The sequence below is a fragment of the Ignavibacteriales bacterium genome (assembly GCA_016700155.1).
In the GTDB taxonomy this organism is placed as follows: Bacteria; Bacteroidota; Ignavibacteria; order Ignavibacteriales; family Ignavibacteriaceae.
Window position 1 is genome coordinate 1533540 of record CP065001.1, and the last position, 16183, is coordinate 1549722.

A 16183-nucleotide genomic window follows, 5' to 3' on the forward strand; every position below is an offset into this window, starting at 1 on the left:
ATTAAAATCCGGAGTTAAAATTATGAATAGAAAATTACGTCTGATAACCTTCTTTATTGTTAGCCTGACATTTGCATTTTCAAATATAAGCTGCAGTGTATTTCAAACGATACAAAACCTGTCACGGCTAAAGTTTAAACTTGGTGCTGTAAACCAGTTTACATTTAACGGGGTTAACATCTCCAACAAAAATAAACTTGGAGATTTCAGTGCTATGGAAATTATTTCTATCACGTCGGCAGTAGCGAATGGTAAACTTCCCGTTTCATTTACATTAAACATTGATGCGTTGAATCCGAATGATGGTAAAGGCGGACATCCGAGAACAAATGTTTCATTAACTTCATTTCCCTGGCGGTTGTTGATTGATGATAAGGAAACTATTTCAGGTAATATAAGTCAGCCTGTTCAGGTACCGGGAACGGGAGAAACTTCTATTATTCCGCTACAGATGAATTTGGATCTCGCATCTTTCTTTAAGGATAAAGGATATGAATCACTCATTAATCTAGCTCTCAATATCGGAGGTAAGGGTGGTTCTTCATCAAAACTTACGTTGTACGCAAAACCGGTTGTCGGTACATCAGTCGGCAATATATCTTATCCGAATGAACTGAAAATTGTTAACTATGAATTCACGAATTAAAATAAAACTATAACAAAACGGTTTAACACATTTGTTTTGCCGGAAAGGTTAATATTCTTTTGCTTTGCCAAATAGGAATATTAACCTTATTTTTTATGTATGGATTGTGTCTTTTGTAACATAGTCAAACGAACTATGCCGGCAGAAATTGTGTTTGAGAATGACAGTATACTTTCATTTCTTGACATAAGACCTGTAAACCACGGTCATACACTTGTTATACCAAAACTTCATTATGAAAATTTTCTTTCAGTTCCAATTGATGAAATCAAGGAACTCACTACCACAACTCAATCCATAGCGGAAGCATTAAAAAAAAGTTTAAAGGCAGATGGTTTTAATCTTATTGTTAATCATGGAGCCGCTGCGGGACAGACTATTTTTCATTTTCACTTTCATATTATACCAAGGTACTTTAATGATTTTAAATTCAAGCCGGTATTTAAATCTTATGAAGGTGATACAATGAAATCTTTCGCAGATAAAATCCGAACAGAACTAAATATTTAACAGAGGAAAAATGGAAAAGAAAATCAGGGTATTGGTCGCAAAAGCAGGACTCGACGGTCATGACAGGGGAGCAAAAGTAATCGCAGCGGCTTTGCGCGATGCGGGTATGGAAGTTATTTATACTGGTCTCCGTCAAACACCTGAAATGATAGTTGAAGCGGCAATTCAGGAAGACGTTGATGTGATTGGTATCAGTATTTTATCAGGCGCACATATGACGATCTTTCCTAAAATAAAAAAGCTTATGGATGAAAAAGGAATCAGTGATGTTTTGTTAACCGGCGGAGGCATTATTCCTGATGAAGATGCCGCCGAGTTGAAAAAAATGGGAGTCGGTGAATTGTTTACTCCCGGTGCGGTTACAACAACAATCGCTGAATATATCAAGGAGTGGTGTAAATCAAATCCACGAGACTGATAATTCCTTTTCAACATTTTTGTTCAATTAAATTTAAAGGGAAATAAAATGAAAAAATTATTACTGTTGATGTTGTTTGTATTTACTTCAACAATTTTTTCACAAACATTAGTACACTACTATGAGTTCCCGAGATACAACTCTTACAATTCATTCTGGGGAATTACGGAAGCAAGCGATACATTCTGGATTGGTTCCGATTATGAAGGATTGTTGTACAAAGTCACCAAACAAGGGGTGATAAGGGACAGTCTCGTTACACCATTTAATTACAATCATGGATTGGAGTGGGATGGAACTGATTTCTGGATTGCCGAACAGTTCAGGACTGCCGGTGCAAGGATTTATAAGATCACAACTAACGGAACCATAATTGACAGTATATATCTCCCTTCATTAATTGGCGGCGCATCTGGCGGAGTAGGTGATATTGCACTGGATGGAAACTCACTCTGGTTTTCTATTTACTCTCCTGATTTTACAAGCTACCCGTTTGCTTATGCATATGAAATGGATATTACGTCAAGAACGATTATCGATACTATTCCGTTAAGAGGAAGGCAGGTTCAGGGAATAACCGTAAAAGGAGACACTATCTTTTATGTGAATGAAGCTTTTCATTCCGGTGATCCGGAAAAAATATATGCTTATAGTAAAATTACAGGCGACACTGTGATGGCATTTGACGTACCTGATCCGGACCAGGATTGTAATCCAAGAGGATTATACTGGGATGGAGAACTACTGTGGCTGATTGCTGATAGAATCGGCAACAACCAGTTTTTATACAGGGCGCTTTATGCTTATGATATTTTTGGTGCAGGTACACCTGTTATCAGTACTATAAATGCTATCGATTTTGATGATGTGATTATTGGTTCACCTGAAAATTATCTGTTTAACGTCAACAACAACGGCACCGGAACTTTATTTATTGATTCAATGAAGATTGACAATGCTCTGTTTACAGTTTCACCAGTTGCTAACCACGATACCATAAATCCTGGTGCATTTAAAGATTACACAGTTACGTTTAATCCCGTTGCATACGGAAACCAGGTTGGCACTCTTTCGATTTATAGTAATGCTCCGGGATCTCCTGTAAAAACGATCTCATTATCAGCCCGCGGAATATTCGGTCCCGCACATATTTCATTTTCTGAAAGTCCGGTTAACTTCGGTGCTAAAAGAATAAACAGTACTTCCTATAAAAGTATTATTATCAGTAATGAAGGTTCTGGCAATTTAACAATTGATTCTGTCCGACTTGCAGGCGTAGATTTTTACTTACAGAATTTAACAACTCCAGTTACTATTGATTCAGTTTCTGCATCTTCATTCAGAGTATGGTTCAATCCTGAAACTGTTTCAGCATACGGCGATTCAATCGTGTTTTATTCCAACGCTTCTAATGGAGCGGTAAGAAGTCTGTTATTAAACGGAAATGGAATTGTAACAGATACAACTCTTGGTACAATTTTATGGGAAGGTGTTATTCCAGATAATCCGGCAACAACGTTCGATGATCTTACAATCCGTTCTATGCGTCAGATTCAGGATATAACCGGCGACGGTGTTATGGATTTGATTGTAGCATCTGAAAACTACTGGACGATAGCTTATAACGGAAACAGTTCCGGCACAAGTGATATAATCTGGATGTTCTCATCATATCCAAATAACAATAACGCCGGTTCAGTTGATTATATACAAGGATTACAGATCGCATCTGATTTAAATTCTGATGGAGTTAACGATGTGGTAATCGGTACAGGCGGAGGTAATGAATTTGTTTATGCACTTAACGGATTAACCGGCGAAAAATTATGGGAACACGGAGACTCAATCAACTTTGGCAATGGTGATATTATGGGACTGGATGTAAGCAGGGACTTTAACGGTGACGGTGTTCCCGATGTACTTGCTAATGCCAGCGGTAATGAATCGACGGGAGAAGGTAGGTTTTCTGTTTTACTTCTTGATGGCAGAACAGGTTCTCTGATATGGACAATCAACCAGGCAGCACAACAGAAATTAAAGTATATGGTTGCTGCAACTGAAACCGGTGGTGCAGCAGGTTCAAGAGTCGGAACATTAAATGAAGTTATCGGTTTTGACAAACAGGGAAATATAAAATGGATTTTCCCGACTACCGGTACACCGTGGACAGTTTATGGAATTGAAGACATTGGCGGCAGCAGTGTTTCGGATGTTATTGTCGGCACTACTACAGGACTTGTATACGCTTTATCAGGAGATTCAGGAAATGTAATCTGGTCACGCAATCTTGGAAATGTTTTTATTGAGGACCTGAGAATTACAACCGATATTACGGCAAATGGTAAGAGCGATATACTCGTCAGCGGTATTAATCCAAATATATTTTTACTTGAAGGAACAAACGGAGATATTATCTGGCAGAATGGTACCGGAGGAAACATACTTGGTATAAATGAAATCGGTGATATAGACGGTGACGGATTACCCGATATGGTAACGTCATCATTAAATAATGCGGTTCATATCTGGCAGTCAAGATACGGCACCCAACTCTTTCAATACTTATTTGGTGGAGGCGGAACAGGAACTGCGGCAGAACACACGGTGAAAATGGATGACATTGATGGTAACGGAAGTTTTGAATTTACATCGGCATGCCGTACAGGAAGAATTGTAGCATTCTCAGGTGGAAGTGCAATTGATGTGCCTGTAGAGATGACAACATTCGCTGCTAATGCTAATGGTAATTCAGTTACTCTGAGCTGGTCGACAGCTACTGAACTGAACAACAGAGGTTTTTATGTTGAGAGAAGAAGTGATGTGAGCGCTTATAAGGAAATCGGGTTTGTTGAAGGGCACGGGTCTGTGACGAATCCTGTTCAATACCAGTACGCTGATAAAAACTTAACATCTGGAAAATATTTTTATCGATTAAGGCAGACGGATTTTGATGGATCATATGAGTATTCAATTGAATTGGAAGTTAATGTCGGGCTGCCAATAGATTATTCACTGGATCAGAATTATCCGAATCCGTTCAATCCTTCGACAAAAATAAAATATTCAATCCCAACAGCAGGTACAGTTAAACTTGTTATCTACAACCTGCTTGGTGAACAAATAACAACACTCGTCAATCAAAATGTTGAACCTGGATTCTATACAGTCGAATGGAATGGTACAAACAATTTTGGTGTCAGCGTTCCATCTGGTATTTATTTCTACAGGATTGAATCAGGAAATTATGTAAATGTTAAGAAGATGCTGATGGTTAAATGATGTAATCATTTAACCAGAAGTCCCTTTGGGACTGATGGTTAAGTAATGTACAGTGTATAATGTACAATGTACAATTAAGAAATTGAGGCGATTCAACTTGAATCGCCTTAATTTTTTACATCTCATAAAGATGGTTAGAATTTATGCCCACCACCAAAATCTGCATTTGACTCAATAATTTTTATTATCAATCCCACAGCAAAGATTGCAATAAAAATACCCAGAACTAATCCACCGGTATCAAACCTTTCGTAGCCGGCAACTTCTATGTCATCAGGATTTAACCTGTAACTTTCACTTTCAATTATTTTAAGAAGAGCTTTTTCGCCGGCATAATTAACAGGAGCTTTGCTGAGCTGATCCCGTGTCGAACATTTTAACAACAGAGTATCACCAATAACTTCCCAGCTATAGCAATAATAACAATCGACGTTTTCAATAACTATGTTGGCGTCAAGTTCATCTGCTGAGTCTTGATTGGAGAGAATAAATTTTCTTCCGTCTTTTGTTATAACCGGAAGGGTTTTGTCAAAAGAATGATTTTTTATTTCTTCGGTGGAGATTATATCATATGTCCGGCAGCCCGTATACTGAAAAAGTATCAAAGGGACAAGAATAGCTGCAACTAATTTTTTTAACTCTGCCATTATCAATTTCCTCCCGCAATAATATTTAAATGACCTACTTTAATAGTAACATTTTACGAGTCAGGCTGAAGGAACCTGAAGTTAATCGATAGAAATAAACTCCGCTTGGCAATGATCTAGCATCAAAAACAACTTTGTAATTACCAGCAGGCTTATAATCTTCAATGAGTTCTGCAATGTGATTTCCAAGTACGTCATAAACATTTAAACTCACTCGAGATAATGAACTATAGTCCTTCTCAGGTATGGGTATATTATAAATTATTGTTGTGGTAGGGTTGAAAGGATTTGGGTAATTTTGGTGAAGTAAAAATCCCGAAGGTAAAATATTTGAGTTTTCATTAATACTTACTAAACCATCGGTTGAAATCTGAAGGATGTGCCCAAAATATCCTGCAGTAGTAGCTTTATTAGAATCGGTCATGAATACCGAATTAAGCAGAATACCATCTCCTAAATTTCGTTCTGTCCAAGTATTGCCTGAATTAGATGTGGTTAAAATTATTCCTACATGCCCGGCAATCGCACCATTGTTTTCATTACTAAAATGGACAGATTTCAAGTCATTGGTACTACCGTTTCCAATTGAATGCCAATCTTGTCCACTATTAGTTGTACGAAAAATAGCTCCATCTTCTCCCACTGCAATATAAGTACTATCATTTAAGTTACCTACCGAATTAAAAAATGCAGGGAGATCATTAGATAATAAATTCCATACTGTACCTCCATTTGTTGTATTTAATATTTTACTGCCTCCAACAGCAATACCATTGTTCATATCCGAGAATGCAAAAGAATTAATTCCACTCACAACATCCGCAGTGATGATATTCCAGTTATTTCCTGAATCTGAGGTCAGCAATATTTTATCTCCACCCATTGCTATAGCTTTATCTTCATCAAATAAATGTATAATACTTAATTCTACATTTGTAGCAGTGCTCTGATTATCCCATGTCAGTCCCCCATCAACTGTCCAGAGAATAGTTCCATTTGATCCGACGATTGCACCTTCGTATTCATTGATAAATGAAACCGATTTTAACCAATTAGTTGTTCCGCTGCTTAGTTCAACCCAATGTGATGATGCATTCGAAGTTTTTAGAATACAACCTTGCAATCCTACTGCAAAGCCAGTGGTTTCATTTACAAAAGAAATTCCGAATAATGAGTTTATACTTCCAGAGGATAAACTTATCCAATCATTCCCAAAATTTTCCGATCGAATAATTTTGCCATACCGACCTATCGCCATTGCGCATGAATCCCCCAATTTTGAGATTCCTACTAAGTTTAAATTGGTTGTACTATTTCTACTCGTCCAATTTTCACCACTATTACTAGTTTTAATCACTGTACCATTAAAACCTACGGCAATACCGTTCAAATGATTAAACATAGTTATATCGGTGAGACTATAAATTATTCCGGTCGTTTTAGCTTGCCAATTCTCACCACCATCAGTGGTTTTAAAAACGGTTCCTCCCCCACCAACAGCAATCGCTAAATCCGATGATATATATGACACTGCAAATAGTGATTGTGGGTAAGGTGGATTCTGGGTTACCCATTGTATTCCTCCATCTGATGTTTTTAAAATTGTACCATTAATACCCACGATCATTCCATGAAGAGTATCTGCGAATTTTATGTCAAAAAGATAATTTTGAGTGACGCCTGATAGGTTGTTCCAATTATTTCCTCCATCTGAAGTGATAAGTATTATGCCTTGTGCCCCAATTGCAACTGCCTTATTAACTGTAATAAATTCAATACCTGTGAGTGCTACAGTTGTTCCTGAATTCAATTGTTCCCAGCTATTTCCTCCATCTGTAGTTTTTATTATAGTACCTGACCAACCAACTGCGATTCCGTGTAGTGAATCTTTGAAACTGACGTCCTCCAATAATTCGTTAGTTCCGCTTGATTGGAACCTCCAGCTAACACCACCATCATTTGTTTTTATTATGGTTCCACTCTCACCGACTAGAACGCATGTTGATGAATCCATCACTGATATTCCAATCAAACTATGACCTTGTGGTAATGGATTTTGCCAAATAAAACCACTTTGTGCGAAGCCTGTAATTGTAAGTAAAATAAAAAAGTAGGTAAATCTCATTTTCTGCCTCGTAATAAATATTTGATTATTAATCAGTGCTAAATGAAAAATAAATTTATTAAGTTCTAAAATACATTCATTAAATAATAAAATTTATTATAATTATTTTTGGATACAATTTAAAATTTTTTTCGCCATTTGCTTCATGTTTGTCATTTTATAAGTAACATTTTTCGTGACTGACTGAATGAACCGGCGTTTATCCGATAGACATATACACCACTGCTTAATGATGCGGCTTCAAAAACTACTTTGTGTTTACCAGCTGTTTTATGTTCGTCGATTAAAGTTATGATTTCATTTCCAAGCAGATCAAATACTTTCAATGATACATTCCCATCATTGGGTATTTGAAAATTAATCACTGTATGCGGATTGAAAGGGTTAGGATAATTCTGTTCAAGTTTAAAACTTAATATTGAATTCACTGTCGCTTCAACCTGGGATGAATATTCAAACGAACCATCAAAATCAATTTGTTTCAGGCGGTAGATATATTCACCAGCCGGTAAATGACTATCATCAAATGAATACGATTGTAATTGTGTCGAAGTCCCTTTGCCTTGAACGAATCCAATTGCATTCCAGTTTGGTTCTGATGAATTCTTTCTCTCAATCTCAAATCCCTTATTGTTTAATTCAGTTGCCGTTGTCCACTTAATCAAAACATTTTCATTATCGACCGAGGCTGTGAAACTACTGAGTTCTACTGGGATCTGAGTATCAGTGAAAATGTAAACACCTCCGTTTGTAGTTCCGGTTACACAGACCATAATCTTATTCTCGTATGTCAGTATTTTATTTGAGCTGAAAGTCAGGTTATGATTCGCGAAACTTACTCCTCCGTCGGTTGATTTAAACACACCTCCATTACCAGAGATATAAATATCATCTACTATATCAAGTGTTCCGCCTCTCATCGCTCCGGGCTGATTTGCAGTTGTGGTCCACGTCGCACCGCCATCAGTTGATTTTGTAAACGGGTAAGGGGAGAGTGTTGTGGGAATATAAAGTTCGCTTGAATTGGTTTGCAAAACATCCCATACATTTACGGAGTTTGTTGAAGACCCGAATGTCACACCACCATCAGTGGAAATAAAGAAACCGTTTGCTGATGTTGATGACGCTCCTGCATAAATAATATCCGGATTGAATTTATCAACTGCGATTGTTACGATTGAAAGAGTCTGCAATGCTGTATTTGTGAATGTAGCACCGAAGTCTGTACTTCTCCAAACACCGCCGGTTGTAGCTCCTGCAAAAATATGTCCGCTTCTACCGCAGGCAACAGTGTTCAATGTATTGTTCCCAAATGTTGAAGATGGGATAAGTGTAAAGGTTTGTCCGCCATCAGTTGAGTAAACCATCCCGTTTGATGAGTTTGCAGCGTAAATATTATTTAATGAATCGCACGCGATTCCAAGATAGTTTGAAGTACCGGTTGAAAAAATATTCGTCCATGATTCACCTGCATCTGTTGATTTGAAGATTCCGCGTGCACTGCCTGTGGTTCCGGCATAAATATTACCAGCAAAGTCTTTACCTATTGACCACATTGAAAAGCCCTCAACTTTTCTCACCCAGGTTTGAGAGTAGTTAAATTGTGCGGTGACTGTCAGGAGTATAATTGTTAGCAGAAAAATTATACGGAAGAAAAAGTATAATAATTTCATCAGTGTTTATCCTTTAAACTAATTTGATGATTGATTCGATTTATTATACCCCTACTTTTATATGAGTGAATGGTTGCAGGTGAAATTATTTATTAAACCCGTCAATTACAAGGATTGCATGTAATGAATATTAAGGGCTAAAAAATCCCGCCGAAAGGCGGGATATGTATTGAACATCTGAATGACTATTTAATTCTTACAAAATTTTTCACACACCATCCTAAAGCCCATCCTTCGGTTTCATTAGTATAATACTCAGTGCACTGTTGCGGCGCATTAAGTTTTAATCCGTCATCTTTGGATTTTATCCTGTCATTAATTTCAGACGTAATCTTACTAAGGAATTCAAAAGCAGTTTGATATCCAACATTGGGGTCTCTAAGATAAACACGACAAAAATGTTCCTGCTTTCCAGATGAATATGGATACCAGCTTTTTCCACTATCAGTTGTATGTATTATTGCACAATGTATATCCATACTTGAAAATAATTCACTCGTGTTTATTTCTGAAATAATTTTAGTGTCGTCCAATTTCCATGTAATTCCATTGTTGGTTGATGTGAAGCGTTCACTTTCAGTTGATATTGCAATGACTGTTGCATCTGTAAAAAAGAAAATCGTATATATTTTTTCGCCTGCAATTGCTGATTCCCAGTAGTCATAATCCTGCGCTATATTTTTAGAATAAAATATCAATGCGGCTAGTATTGAACAGAAAATTATTTTCATAATTGCCTCCTGAGACAATATCACATTTGTTAAAAAACAATTTACTCTAAGGGCTGACCGGTTGATGAATAATATTAGTTATTAATAATCTTTTGGTGCTAAGTATTAAATCATAATACAGGTTGAATTCTCATTTCATTCTCATTCACCCCGGTCTGATAAAAAACTGTCTGAACTAACTATAGAAACTGATTTGATAGTTACACTGTTCAGTGATATTAAATATGCTATGCGTATTCTGATATCTTTCCTGTTTGTAACCGAATATTCCTTTTGAAGAATTCCCGTTCCATCTTCACTCATAAACAAATCGTCTTCAGAATAATCTTTAATTTGCCAGCAAAGATGGACCAGCCCAAGCCTGTCACAAAGAACAGCATTAATATCGAGAGTAAGCCGGATGGTTTGACATGCCGTAACGAGTGAATTTGCCGGAATAATTTGATGTGTGTAGAATATCATTCCGTTTAACTGACATATTCCGCTGTATGGATCCTGAAGCTCACAGCAGATTTCCATTTTTTTGATCCCTTCTTTCGAAATTTCAGAATTCGAAGTGGTCTCATTTGGCAGTGGTTCGCTGCAGCCTGTGATAATTAAAATCAACAGGATCATTATTGAATTAATTATAGTTTTCATTTTGATTCCTCATTTTATTACAGGATGGTGTTTGATTAAACACCATCCCTTGTTAAAAATCTATCTGCAAAAGTTGTTGCTTGACCGACGATAACTTTGATTCATCATTGATTAATATTGACTTACATTTGCATGAGGTGTGAACACGCTGCAGCATAATTTTATTTCTTTAATTGATACTGATGACCGTGTTACTTCATACATACAACTAAGATATACTTTTGGGAAGCCATAAATTTTGTATTTCTTTGTTATGAATACTGATCTTGCACCATTCGAAGGTATATTGAATCTATCAAATGATTCAGCCCTGATTGTAAAATTGGGAAACAAATCCTGGTCAGCGGGCTTTAATAGTCTTGCATCGATTTTGATTTTAAGAGTAGTATTTTCAAAATCCTGGTACTGCGCCGTATGATCCGGAAAGTGGTGTAGAGTATAAATTATATTACCCGTCAAGATATAGTAGAGATTTTGACCAAAACCCTGCGTGGGATCCTGAAGTAAAACATCCAGCTTTATAGTGTTCTCAGTCGAAGGTGTTTTATTAATAGAGAAGTTTTGTTGAGTGTCATTCTGAGGATTATCCATTATTGGATTTTCCTGACAAGCAGTAAAAACTGCTGCGCTTAGTAATGCTAAGCAGAAATTTAAATATTTCATGACCCGCTCCTTTTTGTTAAAAAATGTTTATTAAAAGAACCGGTACAAAAAAACAAAATATGGGAGGGGAGTGCCTATCAGGTATGATTCAATTACGTGTAATTATGTTGCAAATTTTAGTGCAGTTGAATATTTGATGAAATTTTAAGCAGACATCAGGATAGAAATAAATTATTTTGTCATTTCACTCGGTGCGTAACCGAATTCTTCCTTAAAACAATGACTGAAATAAGAGGGGCTGTTGAAACCTACTGAATATGCAATTTCAGATACGTTATTCTCATTATTTTTTAACATTACTTTTGCTTTTGACAAACGAATCGACCTTAAATAAACGCTGCATGATTTTCCTGTAAGCGCTTTAATTTTTCTGAACATTTGAGAGCGGCTCATTCCGACTTCATTTCCAAAATCTTCAATAGTAAACTCTTCTTCTGAAATATGCTCTTCAATTACTTTTAATACTCTTTGCATAAACTCTGCATCTATTCCCTTTAACTTTTTTCTGCTGACCGGTATAGCAGCCAAATTATCTGCATTAAATATTTCCTGAAGTTTTTTTCTAATTGAAATAAGATTAATAATTCTTGCCATCAATTCGTGGGCATCAAATGGTTTTGTAAGATAGTCATCTGCACCTGTTTCAAGTCCGGCTATCCTATCCTCGCTGCCGGATCTTGCAGTTAGCAGTATTACCGGTATATGACTTGTTCTTTGATCAGCTTTAAGTTTTTGGGTCATTGCATTACCATCCATGATAGGCATCATCACATCACTGATAATAAGGTCCGGTATTATATCACATGCTTTTAAAATTCCAAGTTCACCGTTTTCTGCTTCTTCGTAATGGAAGGAATCACCGAGTGCATCTTTGATAAATTCCCGTACATCATAATTGTCTTCAACTATTAAAAGAATATTTTTTGTTGTCGGTGCAGATGACTTTTCGTCACCAGTTAAATGAATAAATTCATGTTTATCAATGTTCGACTTTGACTCCGTGTATACGTGGAACTCAGAATCAATTTCAGACTCCGAGAGATGATTCTTTCCCAGAGGGAAAGTCAGTTTAAACTCTGTCCATTCGTTCTTCCGGCTTGTGACCTGGATTTGACCATGATGCAGTTCCACCAATTCCTTAACTAATGACAGACCTATTCCCGTGCCTCCGGGATTTTTATTACTTAGGTTATTCACCTGGTAAAACCTGTCAAAAACTTTCGGCAGTTCATTAGCATCCATACCAACCCCGGTATCCCTTATTGATAAAGTCATATTATGTTCATTGGTTGTGAGGCAGATAGATATTTCCTTTCCGTTTGGTGTGAATTTAAAAGCGTTTGATAAAAGATTTTTCAGAATGGTTTCCATTTTTGATTTATCGAAAAAAATCAGTAATTCATCTGAAGGAACATCAAGTTTCAGTGTCAATGAATTTATAACAGCTAAAGATTCGAAAGACATCACCATTCCTTTCAAAAAAGGAATAAAGTTCTGTTCGGATGCTTGTAATTGCAGCTTTCCTGAATCGAGTTTTGACAGTTCAAGCAACTGATTAATTAAACTCAACAGATTATTTGCATTTTGTTTAATCAAACCGACATTCTTTTTTAGTTCGTCTTTAGATTGTGAATTAAGAATTTGTTCTGCGGGTCCGACTATCAGCGTCAAAGGAGTACGAAACTCGTGAGAAATATTTGCAAAAAATCGTGATTTAATATTGTCAACTTCTTCGAGCTTCTCAGCGTGTTCGTGTTCAAGTTTCAACTGATGTTTTAATCTCTGCCTCTTTAGATCATACGTTCGTACAGAAAATAGAATCGCAAATATTACAAGAGCATATCCTGAATATGCCCAGTTTGTTTTCCACCAGGGAGGAGAGATTATGATTGATACTGAAGTAGGTTTATCATTCCAAATACCATCTCTGTTAGTACTTTTAACATTGAATATATATGTTCCATGACTAAGGTTAGTATATGTAGCAACTCTTCTATCAGATTCAACCACAGTCCATTCTTCATCAAAGCCTTCAAGTTTATACGCATATCGGATATTGCCCGGTGAAGAATATTCAAGAGCAGAGAATTCCAATGAAAAGACATAATCCTCATGGGTTAAATTAATATTATCTAATTCAGCAATTGAATTTTTTAGGATTGTCCTGTCAAGAATTTTATCATAACCAATCTGGACAGGTTTATTGAACAAATTAAATTTTGTCAATACCACATTAATAGTATTCGTATCATCAGAAATTTCATCGGGGTTAAAAACAGTTAAACCATTTACGCCCCCAAAATACATCTTACCACTATTACCCTTGAAATACGCCCACTGATTAAATTCTTCGTTGAGTATTCCGTCATTTGTATTATAATTTCTGATTCTTCCGCTGCGGTAGTTGAACCTGCACAAGCCTTTGTTTGTACTTATCCAAAGATTATTATGGTTGTCTTCAAGTAAACCATAGATTGTATTGTTAGGTAATCCTTCATTTGTAGTATACCTGATAAATTTTCTGCTCTGTTTACTGAATTTATTTAGTCCATTGTATGTACCGACCCAAATTGTTCCTTGAGAATCCTGCATTATCGATGAAATATTTTTATCACTCAGACTTGCAGTGTCATCCTTAGTATAGTGATAGGATACGGATTGCCCGGTAGCTTTATTGTATGCGAATAATCCGCTTCCGTAAGTACCAATCCAGATGATTCCATCGCTATCTTCAAACATAGAATATATCCCAGCTTCAGTTCTTCCCAGTGGATCGTTAGGATTATAGATAATTTTTGAAAATGTACCTTTCTTTGAGCTGAATTTATTTAGTCCGCCGCCAAATGAACCAATCCATATATCACCATCGATATCTTCAAACATTACTGATACTGCATCAATACTAAGACTGTTTGGATTACGTGGGTCATGCTGATAGCGAATGAATTTTCCTGTCTTGCTGTTGTACCTGCAGACACCTGCACCATCTGTTCCGATCCAGATCTTGCCTTCTCGATCTTCAAGCAATGAGTAGATACCATCACTGGAAATACTGTTATTATCCAATGGGTCATATCGGAAGTGTGTCCAGCTGTTATTCCGTGTATCATATCTGTTTAAACCACTTACATCAGTTCCAAGCCACACATTTCCATTTCGATCTTCGATTATTGCATAAATACCATCAGCACTCAGACTGTTTTTATTTTCAGGGTCGTGTCTGTAATGACGAAACTTACAATCAGGAATTAATTTATTAAGACCATCAGTCCAGGTACCAATCCACAGCACATTTTTGTTATCGTGAAATAATGCATATACCGTGTTATCTCCAATGCTGCCGGGATCTCGTGAGTTATGAACAAATTTATAAAAGGTTTTAGTTGCCGGTTCAAATAGATTTAAACCGCTGGTGTATGTGCCCACCCAAAGTCTTTTTGCCTGATCCTGGTGAAGTGAGAGTATTGAATTATCACTTAGAGAACCCGGATTATCGGGTTGATTTACAAAATTAGTAATTTCGTTTTTAAGGATATCCAACCGAAATAATCCATCGCCTAAAGATCCTATCCACAGAACATCATCTTCTGAAAGAAATAAGCAGCAGATGTGTTCTACACTTTGGTTTTTATTGAATGGTGATGCAAGTGTGTATCTTATAAATTCATTTGATGCCAGGTCAAGTTTATTAAGACCGCCTGTTTTTGTTCCAATCCATACAACATTTCTCTTTTCATCGTAAGCAAGTGATGATATAATGTTTGAACTGATCGAGTTTGTTGTACTGGAATCAAAAAAATATTTATCAAAGGTTTTTCTATTTACATCATACTTGTTAAGTCCATTAGAGGTGCCGACCCAAATATTGCCCTTCTTATCACAAGCCAACGCATAAATGTTATCACTGCTTGTTGCTTCACTGCTATTTACATCAACAGGGATACGAATAAATGATTCCGTTTGCCGATTAAATTTATTTAACCCGCCGGTATAAGTTCCAATCCAAAGATCACCTTTTGTATCTTCCTGAATTGCATAAATTGCATTGGCGCTAAGGCTTAATGAATCGGTAAGATCGTTTGTGAATACTTTAAAATTGTAACCGTCAAATCTGTTTAATCCTTCGTGGGTTCCAACCCATAGTAAACCTCGGCTATCCTGCATTATGGATAGCACTGTATTAGCAGAGAGTCCGTTGGCTGATGTGATATGTTCAAAGGAATATCTGCTTTGCTGTGCAAATTCAATCCTGATAAATAATAAAATGAATACAAGAATTTTAATACATATCAGGACTTTATAAGATATGCTCTTTAAATTCATAAAATGAGTTAATCAGATTTTGAACTCTGGTCAATTTCGCAACTAATTTGTTTCGAAGTACATTCTCCTCAAGACCCGCCTTGACAATGATAATCTTCGCTGGAGTCGTTTGCCCAGGAGGAATCGGTATTTGAGGGCTGTCACTATCCGCATCATAGTAATGAATACCCTGGCAGTTGATACCAAATATATCTGCATCTGCAGGGGTTGTTCTGACTTCCAGATCTACCGGAGCTTGGGGTGTAACGGTTATTGAATTTTGATCATAATCACCGGTGCTAAAAAAAGGTGTAATAATAAATTGAGCATTTTGCGCAGCGAAATGTAAGGTATCCCCATCCTCGACATTTACCTGCTCAGGGACAACTGTATCACCGCTCTCTGAATGATTCAATAGAATATTAAATGTTGACATTTTTTTCTCCTTGTAATTTTTAATTAGTTATTTGTAATACAAACTATTGTTGAACTCACAAAATTCGTAATCTAAAATTATCCTGGAAATATTTGGTAGACCCTGACAGTCGTG

Annotated in this window: 12 protein-coding genes; 4 read left to right on the plus strand and 8 right to left on the minus strand. The window is 36.6% G+C overall.

The window, feature by feature from the left end; genetic code table 11:
* The first annotated feature begins 22 nt into the window (after positions 1–22).
* From IPM56_06335 to IPM56_06350, 4 genes are all read left to right on the plus strand, one after another.
* Complete coding sequence (locus IPM56_06335) at positions 23–646, plus strand: hypothetical protein (GenBank protein QQS37568.1); 624 nt, start codon at positions 23–25, stop codon at positions 644–646.
* Between the two features lie 135 nt (positions 647–781).
* Complete coding sequence (locus IPM56_06340) at positions 782–1156, plus strand: HIT domain-containing protein (GenBank protein QQS37569.1); 375 nt, start codon at positions 782–784, stop codon at positions 1154–1156.
* A gap of 10 nt (positions 1157–1166) precedes the next feature.
* Positions 1167–1574, plus strand: coding sequence for a cobalamin B12-binding domain-containing protein (locus IPM56_06345; protein ID QQS37570.1), 408 nt, complete (start codon positions 1167–1169; stop codon positions 1572–1574).
* Positions 1575–1622: 48 nt separating this feature from the next.
* Entirely contained in the window at positions 1623–4853 is a 3231-nt protein-coding gene (locus IPM56_06350) for a choice-of-anchor D domain-containing protein (protein ID QQS37571.1), read from the plus strand.
* A 134-nt stretch (positions 4854–4987) separates the two neighbouring features.
* Here the strand turns inward: IPM56_06350 and IPM56_06355 are convergent, their stop codons facing one another.
* The 8 genes from IPM56_06355 to IPM56_06390 form a co-directional block, all read right to left on the minus strand.
* Entirely contained in the window at positions 4988–5500 is a 513-nt protein-coding gene (locus IPM56_06355) for a hypothetical protein (protein ID QQS37572.1), read from the minus strand.
* Between the two features lie 34 nt (positions 5501–5534).
* Positions 5535–7625, minus strand: coding sequence for a T9SS type A sorting domain-containing protein (locus tag IPM56_06360; GenBank protein QQS37573.1), 2091 nt, complete (start codon positions 7623–7625; stop codon positions 5535–5537).
* A 152-nt stretch (positions 7626–7777) separates the two neighbouring features.
* A complete protein-coding gene (locus IPM56_06365) occupies positions 7778–9298 on the minus strand; it encodes a T9SS type A sorting domain-containing protein (protein QQS37574.1) in 1521 nt (506 codons plus the stop codon).
* Between the two features lie 185 nt (positions 9299–9483).
* The gene (locus tag IPM56_06370) at positions 9484–10029 is read right to left on the minus strand and encodes a hypothetical protein (GenBank protein ID QQS37575.1); all 546 of its coding nucleotides are present in this window, start codon (positions 10027–10029) and stop codon (positions 9484–9486) included.
* Positions 10030–10170: 141 nt separating this feature from the next.
* Positions 10171–10668 (minus strand): hypothetical protein, encoded by a 498-nt coding sequence (locus tag IPM56_06375; protein QQS37576.1) that lies wholly within the window; start codon positions 10666–10668, stop codon positions 10171–10173.
* 111 nt (positions 10669–10779) lie between these two features.
* A complete protein-coding gene (locus tag IPM56_06380; GenBank protein QQS37577.1) occupies positions 10780–11331 on the minus strand; it encodes a hypothetical protein in 552 nt (183 codons plus the stop codon).
* Positions 11332–11502: 171 nt separating this feature from the next.
* Positions 11503–15654 carry a response regulator gene (locus IPM56_06385; GenBank protein ID QQS37578.1) on the minus strand — a complete coding sequence of 1384 codons (4152 nt, stop codon included), beginning with the start codon at positions 15652–15654 and terminating at the stop codon, positions 11503–11505.
* Positions 15629–16069, minus strand: coding sequence for a hypothetical protein (locus IPM56_06390; protein ID QQS37579.1), 441 nt, complete (start codon positions 16067–16069; stop codon positions 15629–15631). Before IPM56_06390 ends, IPM56_06385 begins: the two co-directional genes overlap by 26 nt.
* Between the last annotated feature and the right edge of the window lie 114 nt (positions 16070–16183).

Excerpts from the sequence above, each read along its gene's own strand:
- IPM56_06335 (QQS37568.1), top strand. The coding sequence starts at position 23 with ATGAATAGAAAATTACGTCTGATAACCTTCTTTATTGTTAGCCTGACA.
- IPM56_06355 (QQS37572.1), bottom strand. The coding sequence starts at position 5,500 with ATGGCAGAGTTAAAAAAATTAGTTGCAGCTATTCTTGTCCCTTTGATA.
- IPM56_06345 (QQS37570.1), top strand. The coding sequence starts at position 1,167 with ATGGAAAAGAAAATCAGGGTATTGGTCGCAAAAGCAGGACTCGACGGT.
- IPM56_06365 (QQS37574.1), bottom strand. The coding sequence starts at position 9,298 with ATGAAATTATTATACTTTTTCTTCCGTATAATTTTTCTGCTAACAATT.
- IPM56_06375 (QQS37576.1), bottom strand. The coding sequence starts at position 10,668 with ATGAAAACTATAATTAATTCAATAATGATCCTGTTGATTTTAATTATC.
- IPM56_06390 (QQS37579.1), bottom strand. The coding sequence starts at position 16,069 with ATGTCAACATTTAATATTCTATTGAATCATTCAGAGAGCGGTGATACA.
- IPM56_06350 (QQS37571.1), top strand. The coding sequence starts at position 1,623 with ATGAAAAAATTATTACTGTTGATGTTGTTTGTATTTACTTCAACAATT.
- IPM56_06340 (QQS37569.1), top strand. The coding sequence starts at position 782 with ATGCCGGCAGAAATTGTGTTTGAGAATGACAGTATACTTTCATTTCTT.
- IPM56_06385 (QQS37578.1), bottom strand. The coding sequence starts at position 15,654 with ATGAATTTAAAGAGCATATCTTATAAAGTCCTGATATGTATTAAAATT.
- IPM56_06370 (QQS37575.1), bottom strand. The coding sequence starts at position 10,029 with ATGAAAATAATTTTCTGTTCAATACTAGCCGCATTGATATTTTATTCT.
- IPM56_06380 (QQS37577.1), bottom strand. The coding sequence starts at position 11,331 with ATGAAATATTTAAATTTCTGCTTAGCATTACTAAGCGCAGCAGTTTTT.
- IPM56_06360 (QQS37573.1), bottom strand. The coding sequence starts at position 7,625 with ATGAGATTTACCTACTTTTTTATTTTACTTACAATTACAGGCTTCGCA.